The 20610-nt window shown below is 66.9% G+C and carries 16 protein-coding genes and 1 riboswitch; of the genes, 5 read left to right on the forward strand and 11 right to left on the reverse strand.

Going from position 1 to position 20610, the window contains the following annotated elements:
- Positions 1–43 precede the first annotated feature (43 nt).
- The 5 genes from MG068_RS20570 to MG068_RS20590 form a co-directional block, all read right to left on the reverse strand.
- Positions 44–784, reverse strand: a complete 741-nt coding sequence (locus tag MG068_RS20570) for a suppressor of fused domain protein (protein WP_132811046.1) — start codon at positions 782–784, stop codon at positions 44–46.
- A 126-nt stretch (positions 785–910) separates the two neighbouring features.
- Positions 911–1834 carry a ParB/RepB/Spo0J family partition protein gene (locus MG068_RS20575; RefSeq protein WP_008267278.1) on the reverse strand — a complete coding sequence of 308 codons (924 nt, stop codon included), beginning with the start codon at positions 1832–1834 and terminating at the stop codon, positions 911–913.
- The gene (locus MG068_RS20580) at positions 1834–2631 is read right to left on the reverse strand and encodes a ParA family protein (RefSeq protein WP_032128472.1); all 798 of its coding nucleotides are present in this window, start codon (positions 2629–2631) and stop codon (positions 1834–1836) included. Before MG068_RS20580 ends, MG068_RS20575 begins: the two co-directional genes overlap by 1 nt.
- Positions 2632–2743: 112 nt before the next feature.
- A complete protein-coding gene (rsmG, locus tag MG068_RS20585; RefSeq protein ID WP_012512505.1) occupies positions 2744–3382 on the reverse strand; it encodes a 16S rRNA (guanine(527)-N(7))-methyltransferase RsmG in 639 nt (212 codons plus the stop codon).
- Positions 3383–3421: 39 nt separating this feature from the next.
- Positions 3422–4021: a 4'-phosphopantetheinyl transferase family protein gene (locus tag MG068_RS20590; RefSeq protein WP_107433456.1), complete on the reverse strand. Its 600-nt coding sequence runs from the start codon at positions 4019–4021 to the stop codon at positions 3422–3424.
- 84 nt (positions 4022–4105) lie between these two features.
- Here MG068_RS20590 and MG068_RS20595 point away from each other — a divergent pair, with 84 nt between their 5' ends.
- Entirely contained in the window at positions 4106–4357 is a 252-nt protein-coding gene (locus MG068_RS20595; protein ID WP_005411656.1) for a GlsB/YeaQ/YmgE family stress response membrane protein, read from the forward strand.
- 104 nt (positions 4358–4461) lie between these two features.
- Here MG068_RS20595 and xth read toward each other — a convergent pair whose 3' ends face one another.
- From xth to MG068_RS20615, 4 genes are all read right to left on the reverse strand, one after another.
- On the reverse strand, positions 4462–5244 hold the full coding sequence (gene xth, locus MG068_RS20600) for an exodeoxyribonuclease III (protein WP_132811047.1): 783 nt from the start codon (positions 5242–5244) through the stop codon (positions 4462–4464).
- 118 nt (positions 5245–5362) lie between these two features.
- Positions 5363–6772: a coniferyl aldehyde dehydrogenase gene (locus MG068_RS20605; protein ID WP_132811048.1), complete on the reverse strand. Its 1410-nt coding sequence runs from the start codon at positions 6770–6772 to the stop codon at positions 5363–5365.
- A 183-nt stretch (positions 6773–6955) separates the two neighbouring features.
- On the reverse strand, positions 6956–8617 hold the full coding sequence (locus tag MG068_RS20610; RefSeq protein WP_132811049.1) for an MFS transporter: 1662 nt from the start codon (positions 8615–8617) through the stop codon (positions 6956–6958).
- 160 nt (positions 8618–8777) lie between these two features.
- A complete protein-coding gene (locus MG068_RS20615) occupies positions 8778–10205 on the reverse strand; it encodes a DcaP family trimeric outer membrane transporter (RefSeq protein ID WP_132811050.1) in 1428 nt (475 codons plus the stop codon).
- A 245-nt stretch (positions 10206–10450) separates the two neighbouring features.
- Here MG068_RS20615 and acs point away from each other — a divergent pair, with 245 nt between their 5' ends.
- The 4 genes from acs to MG068_RS20635 all read left to right on the forward strand — a co-directional run bounded on the left by acs (position 10451) and on the right by MG068_RS20635 (position 14721).
- Positions 10451–12394 (forward strand): acetate--CoA ligase, encoded by a 1944-nt coding sequence (acs, locus tag MG068_RS20620; RefSeq protein ID WP_032128463.1) that lies wholly within the window; start codon positions 10451–10453, stop codon positions 12392–12394.
- Positions 12395–12515: 121 nt separating this feature from the next.
- A complete protein-coding gene (locus tag MG068_RS20625; protein ID WP_005420420.1) occupies positions 12516–13181 on the forward strand; it encodes a response regulator transcription factor in 666 nt (221 codons plus the stop codon).
- 168 nt (positions 13182–13349) lie between these two features.
- The gene (locus tag MG068_RS20630; protein ID WP_132811051.1) at positions 13350–13721 is read left to right on the forward strand and encodes a hypothetical protein; all 372 of its coding nucleotides are present in this window, start codon (positions 13350–13352) and stop codon (positions 13719–13721) included.
- Positions 13722–13967: 246 nt separating this feature from the next.
- Positions 13968–14057: riboswitch (yybP-ykoY riboswitch) on the forward strand.
- An 88-nt stretch (positions 14058–14145) separates the two neighbouring features.
- Entirely contained in the window at positions 14146–14721 is a 576-nt protein-coding gene (locus MG068_RS20635) for a manganese efflux pump MntP (protein WP_107433447.1), read from the forward strand.
- Positions 14722–14767: 46 nt separating this feature from the next.
- Here MG068_RS20635 and MG068_RS20640 read toward each other — a convergent pair whose 3' ends face one another.
- Both MG068_RS20640 and MG068_RS20645 read right to left on the reverse strand, forming a co-directional pair.
- Positions 14768–18214: a hybrid sensor histidine kinase/response regulator gene (locus MG068_RS20640; protein WP_132811052.1), complete on the reverse strand. Its 3447-nt coding sequence runs from the start codon at positions 18212–18214 to the stop codon at positions 14768–14770.
- Between the two features lie 135 nt (positions 18215–18349).
- Positions 18350–20497: a S46 family peptidase gene (locus tag MG068_RS20645; protein WP_132811053.1), complete on the reverse strand. Its 2148-nt coding sequence runs from the start codon at positions 20495–20497 to the stop codon at positions 18350–18352.
- Positions 20498–20610: the final 113 nt, after the last annotated feature.

The following is a 20610-nucleotide window of genomic DNA, read 5'->3' on the forward strand; positions in this document are numbered from 1 at the left end:
AGGGGCCCGGAAGCAGAAATTCAGGCCCCTGATGTTACCGGTCTCAGAACAAACCGAAACGCTTCCTGGCGACGTTGACCCGGCCCGGCTCGATCACATCGTTGATCTGCTTCGCATCGAAGCGGTCGAGCAGGGCGTCGGCGCCCTTCTTCAGCTTCAGGTCCATCTCTTCCGGGTACAGCGGAACCAGGCTCATGAAGCTGATGGTTCTGCCGTCCTCCAGCGCCAGCGTGGCGAAGTCCTCCGGGGCGGTCACCGGCGACAGCACGATGGCACCGTCGAAACCCACGCCCGGCGCGTAGGGCTCGCTGGGATGGCCGTTGGGAATGGTGTGGCCGAAGCCCAGCCAGGTGTCGTACTCATGCGGCAACCGCGCCATGCCCTTCAACAGGCGCACCGGCCAGTAATTGCGCTCGTCCTCGAAGGCGTCCTGGGAGATCGGCCAGTCGGCCGGCAGGGTCACCATCAGCTCCATGTAGCGCGGCACATCCGCGTCCACCTCGGCGGGCACGGTCATCGGCAGGTCGCTCATGCCGGAGGTGACCAGGCGCAGGTACGGGCAGTGGTCATTGGCCGGCACCACGTGCACGTCAATGTGCACCAGGTCGGAAATGAGTTCGTGCAGGACCGTGGCGATCGGTCCGAGATGGCGCTCGATATGGCCGCTGATCGCTTCGATGTGCTGCTCTTCGCCGATGGCGAGCACAAAGTCCTTTTCGCGCCGGTGCCTCAGTATCTGGGTACCGTCCGGGCTGACGTCCTCGTACTCGTATTCGTTGCTCATGTCCTGCTCCCTGGATGAGGCCACGGACCGGAGAGCAGTGCATCCCCCGGCGCGCGCGGCGGTGCGTTCCCTGTCACCTACAGGACGCGGCAGGAACAGGCCGCATCCCCTGGCGCTGCGCCGGGCTCAGCCCTGGCGCGTACGCAGCTTTTCCAGCACGCCGTCCAGGGTATCCAGGTCGGTGTAATGAATGATCAATTTGCCCTTGCCGCCACGGCCGTGATTGATCGCCACCTTGGCCCCCAGCGCTTCGGACAGCTCGGTTTCCAGCGAGGCGATGTCGGCCTGCTGCACCTTCGGCGTGGCCACCGGGCGGTTGCTGGGCACCTTGCCGGCGGCGAAGGCCTGCGCACGGCGCTCGACCTCGCGCACCGACCAGCCTTCATCGGCCGCTTCCTGCGCCAGCTTGCCGGCCAGCTCGGGGGCCAGGGTCAGCAGCGCGCGGGCATGGCCCATTTCCAGGCGGCGGGTTTCCAGCAGCAGGCGGATTGCCACCGGCAGCTCCAGCAGGCGCAGCAGGTTGGACACCGCCGCACGCGAGCGGCCGACGGCCTCGGCAGCCTCGGCATGGGTCAGGGTGAATTCGCTGATCAGGCGCTGCAGCGCTTCGGCTTCTTCCAGCGGGTTGAGGTCTTCGCGCTGGATGTTCTCGATCAGAGCCATCGCGATGACGGTGCGGTCTTCCAGCTCGCGCACCACCACCGGCACTTCGTCCAGGCCGGCCAGCTGCGAGGCGCGCCAGCGGCGTTCACCGGCGACGATCTCGTAGTTGCCCGCCGGCAGCTGGCGCACCAGGATCGGCTGGATCACGCCCTGCGACTTGATCGAATCAGCCAGCTCGGAGAGCTTGCCCTCGTCCATCTCGCGGCGCGGCTGGTACTTGCCCGGCTGCAGCTGGCCGACGGCCAGCTTGCGCAGCACCTCACCCGGCAGCGGCTCGATCACCGCAGTGGTGGCCTGCACCTGGCTGACCGCCCCCTTGGGACCGAGCAGGGCATCCAGGCCACGGCCGAGGCCTCGCTTCTTGGCTGCCGGCTTGCTGCTGGTCATCAGACGGTCTCCACGGCCTTGGCGGCCTTGTTGCGTTCGTTGTTGCGGCGGATGATCTCGCCGGCCAGGCCCAGGTAGGCCACGCCACCGCGCGAGGCGCGGTCGTAGCCGACGATGCTCTGGCCATGGCTGGGCGCCTCGGCCAGGCGCACGTTGCGCGGCACGATGGTGCGGAACACGCGGTCGCCGAAGTGCTCGGTGAGCTCGGCCGAGACCGCGTTGGCCAGGTTGTTGCGCACGTCGAACATGGTGCGCAGCACGCCTTCGATCTCCAGCGCCGGGTTGAGGTTGGCACGCAGCGCTTCGATGGTTTCCACCAGCGCGCTCAGGCCTTCCAGTGCGTAGTACTCGCACTGCATCGGTACGATCACCGAATCGGCGGCGGCCAGCGCGTTGAGCGTCAGCAGCGACAGCGCCGGCGGGCAGTCGATCAGGATGTAGTCGTACTCGTCGCGGATCGGTGCCAGCGCGCGCTTCAGGCGCTGCTCGCGCTCGCTCTGCGCCATCAGCTGGATCTCGGCCGCGGTCAGGTCGATGTTGCCCGGCAGCAGGTCGTAGCCTTCGGCCGTCTGCACGCGCACATCGGCGGCGCTGGACTCGCCCAGCAGCAGATCGTAGGTGGAGGAGACCAGCTCGCGCTTGTCCACGCCACTACCCATGGTCGCGTTGCCCTGCGAATCCAGGTCGACCAACAGCACGCGCTTGGGTGCGTTGGCCAGGGAAGCGGCCAGGTTGACGGCGGTCGTGGTCTTGCCGACGCCACCCTTCTGGTTGGCGATGGCGATGATGCGGGCCATGCGGGTGTGCCTCGTCGACGTGTGCTGGGACCGGTCATTATGCGTACAACCGGGCCCTTGCGGAAATCGTGGATCGCCAACCTCTTGTTCCACAAGGGGCTGGCGACGGGAATCAGGGACCTGTAACAGTGACCAGGTGGCGTTCGCCGGCCAGGCCGGGCACGCTCAGCGGGGTCACCTCGCGCACCTGCCAGCCAGCCGGCAGCTCCGCGATCTCTTCATGCGGGTAGACGCCCTTCATGGCCAACAGCACGCCGCCGGGGCGCAACAGATGGCCACCGACGCGGACGATGCCGGCCAGGGTGTCCATCGCACGCGCGGTCAGCTGGTCGTAGTGGCCAGCTTCGTCCAGCGCCTCGGCGCGCGATTCGGCCACGCGGGCATTGCCCAGACCGAGCTGGCGCACGGCCTCGCGCATGAAGCGCGCCTTCTTGCCGTTGCTCTCCACCAGAGTGACCTGCAGGCCCGGGCAGGCGATCGCCAGCGGGATGCCGGGCAAGCCGGGACCGGTGCCGAGGTCGGCCAGGCTGCCATCGGCCACGAACGGCTGCATCGCCAGTGAATCGAGCAGGTGGCGGGTGACCATCTCCTGCGGATCGCGGATGGCGGTGAGGTTGTAGGTGCCGTTCCAGCGGTGCAGCAGGGCCAGGTAACGCAGCAGCGGCGGCGCCAGCGCGGCGTCCAGGCCCATGCTGGCCAGGCCCTGTTCCAGCGTGGCAGCCACGCTGGCGGGAAGTGGGTGTTCGCTCATGCCGCCATTATCGCCGGTTTTGCGCGCTGATTCCCCGCTTCAGTGTGGATACCAGGCCAATGCCGCACGGAACTGGCCGGTGGCCTGCCATTCGTGCAGGTGCCAGCGCGCGGCCTCGCCCAGTTCCGGGTCGCACCAGCGCAGGTGCAGGGCGCCATCGGCCCCCGGTGCCAGCTGCAGGCGGTGCAGGCCGAACGAGATGCCCTGCCCGTGCGCCTTCAGCATGGCTTCTTTGGCGCACCACACGCGGAAGAACCAGTGCTCGCGCCCGGCCTCGTCCAGGCTTTCCAGCCAGGCCACTTCCTCGGGGTGGAAGAAGCGCTGCACGATCTCGATCAGGCGGGCCCGCGGCCGCAGCAGCTCCAGGTCGACGCCCAACCGCACGCCCTCGCCCAGTGCCACCAGCAGCACCTCGCCACTGTGGCTCCAGCCAGTGCCGTAGTGGGCCAGCGCGCCGCTCAGCTCCGGTCGGCCCTTGTCATCACGGACCAGTGGCAGCGTGTCCGGGTCGGCGCCCAGCGCCTGCGCCAGCACCTGCCGCGCCTGCGGTTCGCCGCGCTGGCCCGGCACATGTGGGCGCCGCCAGACCGTCACCGGGCCGAAGCGCCACGGGCCGTCGAGGGTGGCTGGCAGGCTCATCCGCACGCGCCCATCACGCAATTCCACGACGGGTTCACGGCCGTGCGCGTCAACTGGTCACAGTTCCCCACCGGAGGTTCGATCATGGGCATCATCATCTGGCTGATCGTCGGCGGCATCGTAGGCTGGCTGGCCAGCATCATCATGAAGCGCGATGCCCAGCAGGGCATCATCCTCAACATCGTGGTCGGCATCGTCGGCGCGCTGATTTCCGGCTGGCTGTTCGGCGGCGGCATCAACGAAGCGATCACCATCCGCACCTTCCTGTTCTCGCTGATCGGTGCGGTGATCCTGCTGGCAATCGTCAACCTGTTCACCCGCAAGAGCATACGGTGATCTGAGGGTAGTGCCGGCCGCTGGCCGGCAGATGTTTCAGAACGGGGCCCGGCAATCGCCGGGCCCCGTTCTGTAGAGTCGAGCTTGCTCGACTGCATGGGAGATCAGTCGAGCAAGCTCGACTCTACTTCCACCCACGCCGGCGCGTGGTCACTCGGGCGTTCCCAGGTGCGCGGCTCACGATCAATGCCCGAGGCCACCGCTCTGCCCTTCAGCGCGTCGGAGACCAGGGTCAGGTCGATGCGCAGGCCCAGGTTGCGGCGGAAGCCCGCGGCACGGTAATCCCACCAGCTGAAGGTGCCCGCCTCGTCGTTGTGCAGGCGGAAGCCATCGTGCAGGCCCAGCTGCAGCAGCTTGTTGAGCGCGCCGCGCTCGGCGGTGGAGGTCAGGATGTGGTTTTCGTTCCACACCTCCGGGTCGTGCACATCGCGCGCGTCCGGGGCGATGTTGAAGTCTCCCATCACGATCAGCTTCGGGTGCCGCTGCAGTTCTTCGGCGATCCACGCATGCACCGCCTCCAACCAGCGCAGTTTGTAGTCGTACTTGTCGGTGCCGATGTCCTGGCCGTTGACCACGTACAGGTTGATCACCCGCAGGTCGCCGAAGGTACCGGCGATGACGCGCTTCTGCTCGTCCTCGAAGCCGGGAATACCGATCTGCACGTCCTGCGCCGGCTCACGCGACAGCAGCGCCACGCCGTTGTAGGTCTTCTGGCCGGCGAACACGCTGCGGTAGCCCGCGGCGATCAGCGCCGAATCGGGGAACTTGTGGTCCTCCAGCTTGGTTTCCTGGATACCGACGATGTCCGGGCCGAAGTCCTTGAGCCACTGCTCCAGGTGCGGCAGGCGGACATTGAGCGAATTGACGTTCCACGAGGCGATCTTCATGGGGGCATTCTACCCGGGTGGGCCTTGATGGGCGCCCCTATACCCCGGTAGACGCCAACCTTGGTTGGCGCCAGCAATCACCGTGTGCCAACCAAGGTTGGCAACTACCGGAACCCGATCACCGCAAGAGGAACTTCAACAACCCGGCAATCTTCGAATACGGCGGCCGCAGCCGGTCGCTGGCCGCCCAGCGCGACTGCCACAGCACCGGCAGCCGCTTGCTCATCGCATCGAACCCGGCCCGGCCGTGGTACGCGCCCATCCCGCTGGCTCCCACCCCGCCAAACGGCAGGCCATCGGCGGCGAAGTGCAGCAGCGTGTCGTTGACCGTCACCCCGCCGGCCACCACCTGGCCGAGGATGCGCTCCACCGTGGCCGTGTCATGGCTGAAGGGATACAGCGCCAGCGGCCGGTCGCGGGACAGCACGTCGCCCAGCGCGGCCTGCAGGTCCGGGTAGGCGCGCACCGGCAGGATCGGCCCGAAGATCTCCTCGCGCATCAGGTCCAGGTCGTCCGGCGGGTCCAGCACCACGGTCGGCACCAGCAGGCGCTCACGATCAGCCCGCGCATCGTCCACCTGAGCCAGCGGAATCACAGGTACACCGCGTTCGCGCGCCTGCGCCAGGTAGCCCTGCAGGCGCTGGTACTGGCCTTCGTTGATGATGCGCGTGTAATCGTCGGCATCGCTGAAGTCGCCATAGCGCTCGCGCACCTGCTGCTGCAGCGCCTGCACGAACTCGCGCTGGCGCGCGGTATCGATCAGCACGTAATCCGGCGCGATGCAGGTCTGGCCGGCGTTGAACCATTTCCCGGTGGCGAGCCGCGCTGCGGCTTTATCCAGTGGGAAATCGCGGCAGACAATCGCCGGCGACTTGCCGCCCAGCTCCAGCGTGACCGGCACCAGATGCTCGGCGGCGGCCGCCATCACCTTGCGGCCAACCGCCGTCGAGCCGGTGAACAGCAGATGGTCCAGCGGCAGCGATGACACCGCCGCCGCCACATCCGCCCCACCCTGCACCACCGCCACCCGATCGGGCGGGAACACGCTGGCCAGGAGATCGGCCAGGAACGCGCTGGTGCACGGCGTGTGTTCGGAGGGCTTGAGCAACACGTGATTGCCGGCGGCAATGGCGGTGGCCAGCGGCACCAATGCCAGCGTGACCGGGTAGTTCCAGGGCGAGATCACCCCGACCACGCCCAACGGCGTCGGCCGCAGCTGCGCGCGCGCCGGCCATAGTCGCCAACCGGCGCCCACCCGCTGCGGCTTCGACCAGCGGCGCAGGTGGCGGCGCAGGTGGTCGATGGCCGACAGCACGCTCATGCCATCGGCCAGCTTCGATTCGGTGTGGGCGCGATGGCCGAAGTCCTCGGCGATGGCCTGCGCCATTTCGTCCAAGCGCGGCTTCAGTGCCTCGCGCAGGCGGCGCAGGTCATTCTCGCGCTGGTCCAGCGACGGGCGCTGCGACTGCCAGGCGCTGCGCAGGGTGTGCAGGATGGCGGGGAGCTCGGTCGGCGTGGTGGTGGTCATGGGCCGACTATACGGCGTGCTGTGCAACGCAATGGTAGTGCCGGCCGCTGGCCGGCAGCCCCATGGATCTCCGGCAGACATCGTGCATTTGCCGGCCAGCGGCCGGCACTACCAAAAGAGGGCCGCGGTCTGCACCGCGGCCCCCGAAACCCGGTGGGTGCCGACCGTTGGTCGGCACGCCGGTTACTTGGTGATATCCACGTCCTTGGTCTCGCGCAGGAACAGGCCGCCGATCACCACCGACATCAGCGCGATGCCGATCGGGTACCACAGGCCGTAGTACAGGTTGCCGGTACCGGCCACCAGCGCGAACGAGATCGCCGGCAGGAAGCCACCGAACCAGCCGTTGCCGATGTGGTACGGCAGCGACATCGAGGTGTAGCGGATACGGGTCGGGAACAGTTCGACCAGGTAGGCGGCGATCGGGCCGTAGACCATGGTCACGTACAGCACCAGCAGCCACAGCATGAAGATCGTGCCGGCGTAGTTGATGCGCGACCCATCAGCCTTGGCCGGGTAGCCCGCGGTGGTCAGTGCCCCCTTCAGCCCGGCACCGAAGGCATCGGCCTTGGCCTTGCCTTCTTCCTTGGTCAGGCCCGCGCCTTCATACGAGGTGACCTGGCTGCTGCCCACGCTCACCATGGCCAGCGAACCTGCAGCAGCCGGCTGCACGTCATACGGAACGCCTGCCTTGGTCAGCGCAGCGGTGGCGATATCGCAGGAGCTGGTGAACTTGCGCACGGCGACCGGATCGAACTGGAACGAGCAGGTGTTCGGATCGGCAATGACCAGGGCCGGCGAGTTGGTACGGGCTTCCTCGATGGCCGGGTTGGCGAAGTGGGTCAGGCCCTTGAAGATCGGGATGTAGGTGACGGCGGCCAGCAGGCAGCCGGCGAGGATGATCTTCTTGCGGCCGATACGGTCGGACAGCCAGCCGAAGAAGATGAAGAACGGCACGCCCAGCGCCAGCGCGGCAGCGATCAGCAGGTAGGACGTGGTGGCATCGACCTTCAGCATGCTGCTCAGGAAGAACAGCGCGTAGAACTGGCCGCCGTACCAGACCACGGCCTGGCCGGCTGCGGCACCCAGCAGGACCAGCAGCATCAGCTTCAGGTTGCCGCCCTTCAGGCTGTCACGGAACGGGGTCTTGGAGCCCTTGCCTTCGGCCTTCATCTGCTGGAACAGCGGCGATTCGCTCAGCTGCAGGCGGATCCACACCGACACGCCCAGCAGCACGATCGAGACCAGGAACGGAATGCGCCAGCCCCAGGCTTCGAAGGCTTCGTTGCCGAGGAAGTAGCGGCAGGCCAGGATGATCAGCAGCGACATGAACAGGCCGAGCGTGGCGGTGCACTGGATGAAGCTGGTGTACAGGCCGCGCTTGTCGTCCGGCGCATGCTCGGCCACGTAGGTGGCGGCACCGCCGTACTCGCCGCCCATCGCCAGGCCCTGGGCCAGGCGCAGGATGATCAGGATCACCGGTGCGGCGAAACCGATCGAGGCGTAGTTGGGCAACACACCGACCAGGAAGGTCGAGATGCCCATGATCAGGATGGTGACCAGGAAGGTGTACTTGCGGCCGATGCGGTCGCCGAGGCTGCCGAAGAAGGCCGCGCCGAACGGACGCACGAAGAAGCCGGCGGCGAAGGCCAGCAGGGCGAAGATCATGCCCGTGGTTTCATTGACGCCGCTGAAGAACTGCTTGGCGATGATGGCGGCGAGCGAGCCGTACAGGAAGAAGTCATACCACTCGAAGACCGTGCCGAGGCTCGAGGCGAAGATGACCTTCTTGTGGCCCTTGGTCAGGGTGCCCGCTTTATGGGCGGTGCTGGGTGTACTGGACATGGGACGCTTCCCCTCCGAAGCAATCGTTGTTGGTGGGTGCCGAACGTTAGTCGGCACTCAATTCGGTGGATGCCGACCTTGGCCGGCACCCCATCTCGGTAGATGCCGACCTTGGCCGGCACCCCATCTCGGTAGGTGCCGGCCGCTGGCCGGCACGCTCTTAGAAGCTGTACTTCGTGGTGAACTGCAATCGGGTGATGTCACCCTTGTTGCCGTTCTCCACTTCGCGGCGGCCGTACATCAGCTCGGCGCCGATATCGACCTTGGGCAGCGGCGAATAGAAGATGTTGCCGCGGATGCTCTGCACGCTCTTGGTCACCAGCGGGCCGAGGATGCTGTCGTTGTCGTAGTCGCTGCGCGCGTAGATCAGGTTGGTGCGCAGCTTCGGCGAGAACGCATGCCGCCAGCCCACGTAGCCGGCAAGCACGCCGGTCGGGTTGAGCTCGTCGCGGGCAACGTCGTAGGCACTGTCGGCGGTGATGCCCAGGCCGATGTAGCGGGCGATGCCTTCGCCGCCGGTCAGCTGGTAGTGCAGCGAATCGCTGTCGCCCATCACCCACTTGCCGCCCAGGGTCAGGCCGCCGGCCACCTTGTCGGCCTTGGCGCCGGTGGCCTGGTTGTCGACCTTCAGCTGACGGACGATGCCGCCGACGCCGAAGGTGCCCCAGTTGCCCTTCCAGCCATAGCGCATGGTCAGATCAGGCAGGCTGCCACGATCGGAGTTGGCGCTGGCGTTGGTCCAGGCGCCGGTGACCGGGTGGCGGGTACCGGTGAGGGTGGTGGTTTCCGGGTTTTCCAGCGCGACGCTGAAGCCACCCTGGGTGTAGCGCACCTGGGCCTGGCGCACGAAGATCACGCCGTCGGTGGGGCCGACGAAGTCGACCGCTTCCGGCAGTGCGGCCGCATCCATGAAGTTGGACCAGGTCTGGCCGGCCATCCAGTTGTTCCAGTACATGTAGGCGTGGCGCAGGGTCACACCGTAGGTATTGGTCGCGGTCTGGTTGCCCAGCGAATTGCCGAAGAAGTCCATCTCGAAGAACGCACCGGCCTTGTTGCCCGATTCGCTCACGTTGTCGATGCCCAGGTTGAAGCGCGAGAACTTGGCGTGGGCGTTGAAATCGGTGCCCGAGCGCCTGCCGCTGCCGCCGGCGCCTTCCACCGGGGTCTGGCCTGGCAGGTACAGCGAGCGGCCGGTGGCGTCGTCGGCCAGCTGGCCATCGCTGGTCTGGGTGGCGAGGAAATCGGCCTTGATGAAGCCGCCGATCTTGACCGTGGTACCCGGTGCGGCGCCCGGGGTGATGGTGGTGACCTGGATCGGCTGCTTGCCCGCCGGCACCGAGGCGACCGGCTTCTGCTCGGCCTGCACCGTGCGGACTTCGGTCACCGCCTGCTGGGTCTGGCTGATCTGGGTCTGTTGTTGTTGCTGCGAAGACAGCAGCAGCTGGACCTGGCGTTCCAGTTCGGCAACGCGTGCTTCCAGCGCTTTCTCTTTGGCGGTCTCAGCGAACGCCATGCCCGGTGCGACCAGGGCGACCAACAGGCAGGCCGCCAAAGGTTTGCGCACGGCTTTCAACGTACGGTGGCTCATGTTGCCCTCTCTCCCAAGTGGCAAGGTGATGCCGCGCGTGGGGCACGGTCGAGCCGAGACTGCGGGGCGATTATGTATAGCGGCTATTCGCCATTGGTCGAACCCGGCCCTGCTGGGCGCTCACTTTCGACCATGGTCTAACCAGAGTGGTGACGCGGCCGGGGGTGGATGGGGCAAACTGAAGGGGATCGGTCGCTGCGATGCTGCGACCGCACATACAAAGTCAACGTGCAAGTGAGGGTGCCATGGCTGATATCTACCCCGTCGATCCGCAGTTCGCCGCCAAGGCACGCATCGACAAGACGTCGTACGAACAGCAGTACCAGGCTTCGGTGACCGACCCGGATGGTTTCTGGGGCAAGGCCGCCGAGCGCCTGGAGTGGATGCGCAAGCCGACGAAGATCAAGAACGTCAGCTACGACCTGTCCGATTTCCACATCAAGTGGTTCGAAGATGGCGAGCTCAATGCCAGCGTGAACTGCCTGGACCGCCAGCTGGAGAAGCGTGGCGACAAGACCGCCCTGCTGTTCGAGCCGGACGGCCCGGACGCACCGGCGCAGCACGTGACCTATCGCGAGCTGTACGAGCGCACCTGCCGCCTCGGCAACGCGCTGCGCAACCTCGGGGTCAAGAAGGGCGATCGGGTCACCATCTACCTGCCGATGATCGTCGACGCCGCCGTGGCCATGCTGGCCTGCGCACGCATCGGTGCGATCCACTCGGTGGTGTTCGGTGGCTTCGCACCGAACTCGATCGCCGACCGCGTCAGCGACTGCCAGAGCAAGCTGATCATCACCGCAGACGAGGGTCTGCGCGGTGGTCGAAAAATTCCGCTGAAGGCCAACGTCGATGCCGCGCTGAAGCTGCCCGGCACGAACACGGTTGAAACCGTGCTGGTAGTGCGTCACACCGGTGGCGCGGTGGACATGCAGGCGCCGCGCGATCGCTGGTTCCACGATGTGGTGGACAGCCAGCCGGCTACCTGCGAACCGGAACGCATGAACGCGGAAGACCCGCTGTTCATCCTCTACACCTCCGGTTCCACCGGCAAGCCGAAGGGCGTGCTGCACACCACCGGCGGCTACCTGCTGTACGCGGCCTACACCCATGAAGCGGTGTTCGACCTGCGCGAGGACGACATCTACTGGTGCACCGCCGACGTCGGCTGGGTCACCGGCCACAGCTACATCGTGTACGGCCCGTTGGCCAACGGCGCGACCTCACTGATGTTCGAAGGCGTGCCGAACTACCCGGACACCTCGCGCTTCTGGAACGTCATCGACAAGCACAAGGTGAGCATTTTCTACACCGCCCCGACCGCCATCCGCGCACTGATGCGCGAAGGCGAGGAGCCGGTGAAGAAGACCTCGCGCGCGTCGCTGCGCCTGCTCGGCAGCGTCGGCGAACCGATCAACCCGGAAGCCTGGCGCTGGTACTACGAGGTGGTCGGCGACAGTCGCTGCCCGATCGTCGATACCTGGTGGCAGACCGAGACCGGCGGCATCCTGATCTCGCCGCTGGCCGGCGCGATGGACCTCAAGCCGGGCTCGGCCACCCTGCCCTTCTTCGGCGTGCAGCCGGCGCTGGTCAATGCCGATGGCGAGATCCAGGACGGCCCAACCGAGGGCAACCTGATCATCCGCGATTCCTGGCCGGGCCAGATGCGCACGGTGTACGGCGACCACCAGCGTTTCATCGATACGTATTTCCGCACCTACCCGGGCAGCTACTTCACCGGCGACGGTTGCCGCCGCGACGAAGACGGCTACTACTGGATCACCGGCCGCGTGGACGATGTGATCAACGTGTCCGGCCACCGCATCGGCACCGCCGAAGTGGAAAGCGCTCTGGTCTCGCACCCGAAGGTGGCCGAAGCGGCCGTGGTCGGCTTCCCGCACGACGTGAAGGGCCAGGGCATCTACGCCTACGTCACCCTGGTGGCCGAAGAAGCACCGAGCGATGAGCTGCAGAAGGAGCTGGTCGCCTGGGTGCGCAAGGAGATCGGCCCGATCGCCACGCCGGACCACCTGCAGTGGGCGCCGGGCCTGCCGAAGACCCGCTCGGGCAAGATCATGCGCCGCATCCTGCGCAAGATCGCCGAGAACGCGCCGGACCAGCTCGGCGACACCTCGACCCTGGCCGATCCGTCGGTGGTGGCGTCGCTGGTGGACGAGCGCAAGGTGCGCTGATGGCGTGACCGCAGGCGCAGGACGCGCCAGGGACGTGGCCGGGAGGAGGGACCCGGCCGTGTCCGACCCGTCCTGCACCTGCCATCACGTCGCTCTTTTTCCTGATCGATAAGCTCGACCCATGACCACCCTCCTGATTGCCGATGACCACCCGCTGTTCCGCGAAGCCCTGCGTGGGGCGGTACAGCGGGTCATCCCCGGCGTGCAGCTGTTCGAAGCCGACAGCGTGGAAGCGCTGTACGCGCTGGCCGACCAGCACAACGACGCCGACCTGGTCCTGATGGACCTCAACATGCCCGGTGCGCAGGGTTTCAACGCGCTGGTGCACATGCGCTCGCTGCATCCGCAGCTGCCGGTGGTCGTGGTGTCCGCGCGCGAAGAAGCCACGGTGATGCGCCGAGCGCTCGACCACGGCGCGCTGGGCTTCATTCCGAAGTCTGCGGATTCGGACACCATCGGCCACGCACTGGGCACCATCCTCGATGGTGAGACCTGGGCACCGCCGGAAGCGCACAACGTGCCGCCCACCGGCAGCGAGGAACGCGAAGTCGGCCAGCGCCTGCGCGAGCTGACCCCGCAGCAGTTCCGCGTTTTGCAGATGCTCGGCGCCGGCCGCTTGAACAAGCAGATCGCCTACGACCTCAACGTCTCCGAAGCGACGATCAAGGCCCACGTCACCGCCATCCTGCGCAAGCTGGGCGTGACCAACCGCACCCAGGCCGTGCTGATGGCCGGCAAGCTGGCGATCGACGACGACGCCATCGTGCTGCCGCCGGAAGAAGACTGAAGGTAGTGCCGGCCGCTGGCCGGCATTGGCCTGAAGCCGCCTGAAATCGCTTCGGTAGGTGCCAAGCTTGCTTGGCACTTTTGCCCAGCCCCGCCGATGACGCAATCAGCTCTGGCGGGATGATGGATTCGGTCTCAAGCTGGACGTTCCAACTTCCCGCCCGGAACGATGGACACCTGGACACTGATCGATACCGACGGCTTGAAGATTGGTGTAGTCCAGCGCTTCCGATATGAATCCTGGCGCGTGAGTGGCAGGTTCATGCCCGATCTCGGCTATTCAAGGTACCAGCGGCTCTTCGCCGATCTTGAATATGCAGCCAATGAGCAGTTGTTCACCCATGTCGACGATCTCGAGAGAAGCATCGCTGCATTGCGCATTCGTGCAGTGGGGCCCAGCGGGGAGGACGATCCGCAGCGGGTCTCGAATCTGCAGATCATGCGTGACTGGTGTCAGTTCCAGATCAGTTCAATGACCCGCCCAGCCGATGAGCAACCTCTCACCCTGCCCTCAACAGAATCGAAAGTATCCGCACGTTGATCGCTTTCGTTCGCGAAGGCTGTCCGGATGGTCCCAGGCCTCCAGGCATGGCCCAGCACCATCAGGCACTGCTCCGGTAGGTGCCAAGCTTGCTTGGCACGCTTTTGATGGTGCACCTGCCGGCCAGCGGCCGGCACTACCAGGCACGGCTGCGCTCTCGATATAGCCATCGCTATACAAACCAGCCCTGCCTGCGCGTTTCGCTGGAAATGCGCCGCGCGTGAATCGCGATGCTAAGCTGCGCGTCCCCTTGGGGAGTAGCCGGATTCCTACGCAGGAATCGTCCACGTCAACATACTCGGCCAGTGCGCCGTGGCGTGGACAACCATGATGGTTGGCGAGACCAGCGGCCCGCGCGCGCAACGTCAGGTTGGGCGCGAGCGCAGGCCGTGCGTCCGTCCTAGCCCGACCTCAGCCGCCGCCCATGTCCCCCATTTCGATCCTCCTGATCGGCTTTGCCATGTCCACCGATGCCTTCGCCGCTGCAATCGGCAAGGGCGCGGCCATGCGCAAGCCGGTGTTCCGCGACGCACTGCGTGCCGGCATCATCTTCGGCGTCATCGAGGCGATCACGCCCATCATCGGCTGGCTGCTCGGCCGCGCCGCCCTGCAGTATGTCGAAGCCTTCGACCACTGGATCGCGTTCGGCCTGCTCGGCGCGCTGGGCATCCACATGATCTACAACGGCCTGCGCCCGGACAGTGCCGACGAAGACGAAGACCCCTCGCAGCACCACGGCTTCTGGAAGCTGGCGCTGACCGGTTTCGCCACCAGCATCGACGCGATGGCGGTGGGCATCGGCCTGGCTTTCATGGACGTGCATATCGGCGTGATGGCAGCGGTCATCGGCCTGTGCACGCTGACCATGGTCACCGCCGGCATCATGCTCGGCCGCGTGCTGGGCAGCATGGTCGGCAAGCGTGCCGAGATCATCGGCGGCGTGATCCTGGTGATCATCGGCGCGACGATCCTGTACGAACACCTGCACGGCCTGGGGTAAAACGCCGAGAGCGAGCGATTGCGTGGTTGCCGGCCAGCGGCCGGCACTACTGAGCGTCGCGCAGCGCGCCGAGGAAGGCGCGCAGCGAGGCCGGCTTGATCGGCTTGGTCAGCACGCGGTAGCCGCGTTCGCGCGCCATCCGCTTCAGCTCGTCGCGGCCATCGGCGGTCAGCAGTGCGCCCGGCAGCGGGTAACCGGCCGCCTCGCGCAGCGCTACCAGCGCATCCAGGCCGTCCATGCGGTCGTGCAGGTGGTAATCCACCAGCATCACCTGCGGGCGCTCGGCGATCTTCTCCAGCGCCTGGTCGACGGTGGCCGCAGTGATCACCTGCACCTGCCAACGGCCGAGCAGTGCGCGCATGCCGTCGAGGATCTCCTCGTCGTTGTCCACGCACAGCACACGCAGGCCCGCCAGCGAATCGCTGCGTACTGGCGCAGCGACGGCCTGTACCGGCGCGGCCAGTTCGGTGTAGCCCGGCAGCGGTGCGACCCGCGGCAGGATGATCGAGAACATCGATCCCTTGCCGACCCGGCTGCGCGCATTGAGGCGATGGTCGAGCAGGCGCGAGATGCGCTGGCAGATCGACAAGCCCAGGCCCAGCCCCTGTTCACCCCAGTCGAACGGCTGCTGGTAGCGGTGGAACTCGTCGAAGATCTGCCGCATGTGGTGCTCGGGAATGCCGGGGCCGGTATCCCACACCTGCAGTTCCACTTCATCGCCGCGTTGGCGCACGGCCAGCACGATGCGGCCCTGGCGGGTGTAGCGCAGCGCATTGGCCAGGAAGTTCTGCAGCACGCGGCGCAGCAGGCGGCGGTCACTGCGCACCCACGCAGGGCGTGCGAACAGGTCCAGGCGCAGGCCGCGGCCAGCCGCGACCGGGGTGTACTGCGCGGCCAGCTCACGCATCAACGCGCTCACGTCGAACTCGCCGATCACCGGATGCAGGCCGCCGGCATCCAGCCGCGACACATCCAGCAGGCCATCGAGCAGCTCTTCGGCCGCACGCAACGACGCATCCACACGCTCGGCCAGGTGCTTCTGCTCATCGCTCACGTGATCGCTGTCGCGCAGCGCAGAAGCGAACAGGCGTGCGGCGTTCAGTGGCTGCAGCACGTCATGGCTGATCGCCGCCAGGAAGCGGGTCTTCGACTGCTGCGCGACCTCGGCCTCATGCGAGCGCTCGGCCACGCGCTGCTCCAGCGTCTCGTTGGCCTCCAACAGTGCTTTTTCCGCGTGCTTGTAGTCGGTGATGTCGTTGTAGCTGGTCACGTAGCCGCCACCGGGCAGTGCCTGGCCGCGCATCTCGATCACCTTGCCGTCGCTGCGGGTGCGCTCGAACACGTGCGGTGAACCGGCGCGCATGTAGCCGATGCGGCGGTTGATCTGCACCTCGATATCGCCCTCGCCCAGCTCGCCGCGCTCGGCGTTGTAGCGGATCAGGTCGGCCACCGGGCGGCCCACGTAGAGCATGCCGTCGGGGTAGCCGAACATGTCCTGGTAACGCCGGTTCCAAGCGGTCAGTCGCATGTCCGGGTCGACCACGCTGACCCCGGCGCTGATGTTCTCCAGCGTGGTCGACAGGATCTCGCGGTTGAAGCGCAGCTCCTGCCCCGCTTCGTCCAGCACCGCCACCACTTCGCCCAGGTCCATGCCCGAGCCACGCAGCAGGCTGGTCAGCAGCAGGCGCGCCGATGCCGCACCGATCGAGGCGGCCAGCAGGCGCTCGGTGAACTGCACCCACGGACGGTCGGCAGGTGCCGAGGATTGCAGCTCACGGCCCAGTGACTGCGCCTGTTCGAAGAACGAACGTCGCGCATGGCGTTCACCCACTACGCGCGAGGCCAGTGCCAGCAGGTCGCCCACGTGCACATGACCGGGCCAGCCACCGGCCACCGACGGGCGCTCGGCATACGGGTCGAGGAACGGCGCGGCGCGCAGCCGCTCGTCCACACCGGGCCGCCAGCGTGCGGACACCAGCATCATCGTCGCCGCATTGACCAGCAGCGACCAGAACGTGCCATGGGTCAGCGGGTCCCAGCCGGTCATGCCGAACAGCTGCTGCGGGCGCAGCCACTCGATGCCGAACGGGCCGTGCTGCACCCAGCCAGCATCGACCCAGCCGGCCATCGTCATCGCCGGCAGCAGCAGGGTGTACAGCCAGGTGGCAAAGCCGAGCAGCATGCCCACCTCGACGCCGCGCCGGCTGGCACCGCGCCAGTACAGGCCGCCGATCAGGCCCGGCGCAAACTGCGCCACCGCTGCGAACGCCATCAGGCCATACGAGGCCAGCGTGCTGTCGTTGCTGCTGGTGCGGTAGTAGCTGTACGCCATCAGCGCCAGCAGCAGAATCGCCAGGCGGCGGATCCACAGCACGCGCGAGGCAACGTCGGCGGCTTCCTGATGGTCGCCACTGCGACGCAGCAGCACCGGCATCACCAGGTCGTTGCTGACCATGGTGGCCAGCGCAATGGACGAGACGATGACCATGCCGGTGGCAGCGGAGAAGCCGCCCACATAGGCGATCAGCGCCAGCGCGTTGCGGCCTTCGGCCAGCGGCAGGGCCAGCACCATCGAGTCGTCGGCGACGCTGCCGCCGGTGCCGAACAGGGTCACGCCGGCGGTGGCGATCGGCAGCACCATGCCCGAGATCAGTACCAGGTAGCCACCGAACATCCAGCGCGCGCGGCGTACGTCGCGCACGTCACCGCACTCGACCACGGCCACGTGGAACTGGCGTGGCAGGCAGATGATGGCCAAGAAGCTGAGCAGGGTCTGCGAGATGAAGCCCACCGGCGGCAGGCCGGTGAACAGCGTATGCACCGACTCGACCACCGCGTCGGTGCGGTTGCTCAGCCACAGGTAGGCGAACACGCCCACGGCCAGCATGGCCAGCAGCTTGATCACCGATTCGAAGGCGATCGCCAGCATCATGCCGTGGTGGTGCTCGGTGGCATCGACCTGGCGGGTACCGAACAGGGTGGCGAACAACGCCATCAGCAGCGCCACGTACAGCGCGGGATCGGTGAAGAAGCCGGTCGGGCCGGTGTTGCCGGTCAGCACCTGCAGGCTCATCGCCACCGCTTTGTACTGCAGGGCCAGGTACGGAATGATGCCGATCAGCGCGATGATCGCCACCAGCGCCGCCAGCCGCCGCGAGCGGCCGAAGCGCGAAGAGATGAAGTCGGCGATGGACACCACGTTCTGGCTGCGCGCGATCAGCGCCAGGCGCTCGATGATGCGCCAGCCGAACAACAGCAGCAGCAGCGGGCCGATGTAGATCGGCAGGTAGCCCACGCCGTTGCGCACGGCGGTGCCGACCGCGCCGTAGAACGTCCACGACGAGCAGTACACGGCCAGTGCCAGGCTGTAGACCACCGGCCGCAGCCACGGCCGGTCGGGGTACATCGGCCGACGGTCACCCCACCACGCCACGCCGAACAGCAGCGCAGCATAGGCAACCGAGACCAGCAGCAGGATCCAGCTGGAGACCACGCGCGCGTTTCCGTCGGAAGAACCCGCAGTGTAGGCCAGGCATGGCCGGGGGTGCGGGCTCGTTGGGGGCAACCACCCCCACCAAGGTGGGGGCCTACGCGGTGCGGGCCACGACCGTTGGTCGTGGCCGGCTTCTTATTGGGCCGGCACGCCCATTTCCTTCAGCAGCTCGGGCGCCGGGTAGACCTTGGCCAGCAGCCAGCGCAGGTAGCGCATGTCCACGTGCACGGCGCGCTTGTAGCGCGGGTCGAACCACCAGCTGGCGCTGACCGATTCCCAGTTGCTGTCGAAGTTCAGGCCGATCAGTTCGCCCTTGGCGTTGAGCACCGGCGAGCCGGAGTTGCCGCCGGTGGTATCCAAGTTGGTCAGGAAGTTGACCGTCTGGGTCTTCAGCGCCGGGTCGGCGGTGCTGCCGAAGTCACCCTTGCCGATCGCGGCCAGCAGCGGCTTCGGCGCATCGAACGGATAGGCGTTGGTGTTCTTCTCGACGATGCCGGCCACGGTGGTCACCGGCGAGTAGGTCACGCCGTCGCGCGGATGCAGCGCTTCGACCTTGCCGTAGCTGATGCGCAGGGTGCGGTTGGCATCCGGGTACACCGCGCGGCCCTGCTTGGCACGCCAGGCGAACAGCGCCTGCATGTAGGCCGGGCGCAGGCGCAGCTGCTCGCCTTCGCGGGTCTTGCTTTCGTTCTCGATGCGCAGCTGCGCGGCCACCAGCGGGGCGGCCACGGTGATCAGCGGATCGGCGGCCAGCGCCTTGCCTTCGCGCGCAGCAGCGAAACGGGATAGGCGCTGTGCCTCTTCACCCAGCTGGGTGCCGGCGTACAGGGTGTCCAGTGCCTTCGCCAGCTGCTCCGGGGTACGGCCGAAGGCCGTATCGAACTCGGCCACGCGCTGCGCGTCCGGCAGCTGCTGGTAACGGGTCAGCAGGGTGGTCAGCAGCGCCTTCTCGACCTCCGGCGCGTAGCGGCGCTGGACCTGCTTGAGCACGCCTTCGATCATCGCCTGGTCGCGCTGCTGGAAACCACTCTCGCGCTGCGCGTCCGGCTTGGCAGATTCGATACGCAGGCGTTCCAGCAGCAGCGCCGAGCGCAGCAGCTGGCTCTGTGCGGCCATCTGGTCCAGCAGCAGGTCACGTTCGCCCACCGCCGCGCCCTGCGACAGGTTGGCCAGCAGCGCCTTGATATCGCCCTGGTACTTGCGGTCGGTGGCAGCCAGCATCGCCGTCTCGTCGGCGGCACGCTGGGCCTTGGCGTCGCTGCGCAGCAGGCCTTCCAGCTCACCCGCAGCGCGCTTGCGGTTGTTCTTCAGCGACTGCAGCTGCGAGGCGTAGCGGGTGCGCGCCTGCGCGTCCTTGGCGCTGGCGGCCTCGATGGTGTCGATCATCTGCTGGAACACCGATACGCGGCGCGGCAGCACGGTATCGATCTGGCCAGCGAATTCGGCCGCGGTACGGTGGCGATAGGTGATCCCCGGGTAACCGGCCAGCATCGCGTAGTCACCTTCCTTCGGGCCTTCCACCGACATCTGCAGGTGCGCCGGCGCCTGGTAGGGCACGTTGTCCTTGCTGTACGCGGCCGGCTTGCCGTCCTTGCCGACATAGGCGCGCAGCAGGGTGAAGTCGCCGGTATGGCGCGGCCACATGAAGTTGTCGATTTCATCGCCATAGTTGCCGATCGCACGCGGCGGCGCGTAGACCAATCGCACGTCGCTCAGCTCCAGCTGGGCAATGCGGTAGAAATCGGTGCCGTAGTACATGTTGGCCACCGAGCAGCGCACGCTGCCGTCCTTCTCGCACTCGGCCACGATCTGCTTGCTGGCCGCATCCACCGCATCGAAGTAGGCACGGCCGGTCTTGCCACGCGCCTGCGCCAGCACCTGGTCGGTCACCTTGTCGAAGCCGACGGTGACCAGCACGCGGAAGTCCGGGTTGGCCGGGCGCTCGTCGGCGCGGTCCCTGGCGATGAAGCCACCATTGATCAGGTCGTGCTCGGGCGAGCTGTTGTACTGGATCACGCCCATCGCCACGTGGTGGTTGGTCAGCAGCAGGCCGTCCGACGATACGAACGAGCCGGTGCCGCCACCGGCACGCACCACCGCGCTCAGCGGCGGTGCGGTGACATTGGCCAGGTCGGCCGGATTGCCCTTGAAGCCTGCGGCCTGCAGCGGCTTGGCCAGCTCCGGCAGCTGGGTCGGCATCCACATGCCTTCATCGGCGTGGGCACCGGCGGCGAGGGTCAGGCCCAGGGCCAGGGCGGTGGGAAGGGCTTTGCGTGGTGACATGGGGCAATCCGGTACGACAGAACAGCCCGGGACCATAGCCGCTGGGGCCGGATGGGGCAACGGCCGATGGTTGGGGGCACCGATGCTGGCTAGAATCAGGCACGGATACCAGG

This window comes from Stenotrophomonas sp. ASS1 (assembly GCF_004346925.1).
Taxonomy (GTDB): Bacteria; Pseudomonadota; Gammaproteobacteria; order Xanthomonadales; family Xanthomonadaceae; genus Stenotrophomonas; species Stenotrophomonas maltophilia_A.

Bases quoted from the DNA above. Each gene is read 5' to 3' on its own strand.
- MG068_RS20570 (WP_132811046.1), bottom strand. From the start codon at position 784: ATGAGCAACGAATACGAGTACGAGGACGTCAGCCCGGACGGTACCCAG.
- MG068_RS20575 (WP_008267278.1), bottom strand. From the start codon at position 1,834: ATGACCAGCAGCAAGCCGGCAGCCAAGAAGCGAGGCCTCGGCCGTGGC.
- MG068_RS20580 (WP_032128472.1), bottom strand. From the start codon at position 2,631: ATGGCCCGCATCATCGCCATCGCCAACCAGAAGGGTGGCGTCGGCAAG.
- rsmG (WP_012512505.1), bottom strand. From the start codon at position 3,382: ATGAGCGAACACCCACTTCCCGCCAGCGTGGCTGCCACGCTGGAACAG.
- MG068_RS20590 (WP_107433456.1), bottom strand. From the start codon at position 4,021: ATGAGCCTGCCAGCCACCCTCGACGGCCCGTGGCGCTTCGGCCCGGTG.
- MG068_RS20595 (WP_005411656.1), top strand. From the start codon at position 4,106: ATGGGCATCATCATCTGGCTGATCGTCGGCGGCATCGTAGGCTGGCTG.
- xth (WP_132811047.1), bottom strand. From the start codon at position 5,244: ATGAAGATCGCCTCGTGGAACGTCAATTCGCTCAATGTCCGCCTGCCG.
- MG068_RS20605 (WP_132811048.1), bottom strand. From the start codon at position 6,772: ATGACCACCACCACGCCGACCGAGCTCCCCGCCATCCTGCACACCCTG.
- MG068_RS20610 (WP_132811049.1), bottom strand. From the start codon at position 8,617: ATGTCCAGTACACCCAGCACCGCCCATAAAGCGGGCACCCTGACCAAG.
- MG068_RS20615 (WP_132811050.1), bottom strand. From the start codon at position 10,205: ATGAGCCACCGTACGTTGAAAGCCGTGCGCAAACCTTTGGCGGCCTGC.
- acs (WP_032128463.1), top strand. From the start codon at position 10,451: ATGGCTGATATCTACCCCGTCGATCCGCAGTTCGCCGCCAAGGCACGC.
- MG068_RS20625 (WP_005420420.1), top strand. From the start codon at position 12,516: ATGACCACCCTCCTGATTGCCGATGACCACCCGCTGTTCCGCGAAGCC.
- MG068_RS20630 (WP_132811051.1), top strand. From the start codon at position 13,350: ATGGACACCTGGACACTGATCGATACCGACGGCTTGAAGATTGGTGTA.
- MG068_RS20635 (WP_107433447.1), top strand. From the start codon at position 14,146: ATGTCCCCCATTTCGATCCTCCTGATCGGCTTTGCCATGTCCACCGAT.
- MG068_RS20645 (WP_132811053.1), bottom strand. From the start codon at position 20,497: ATGTCACCACGCAAAGCCCTTCCCACCGCCCTGGCCCTGGGCCTGACC.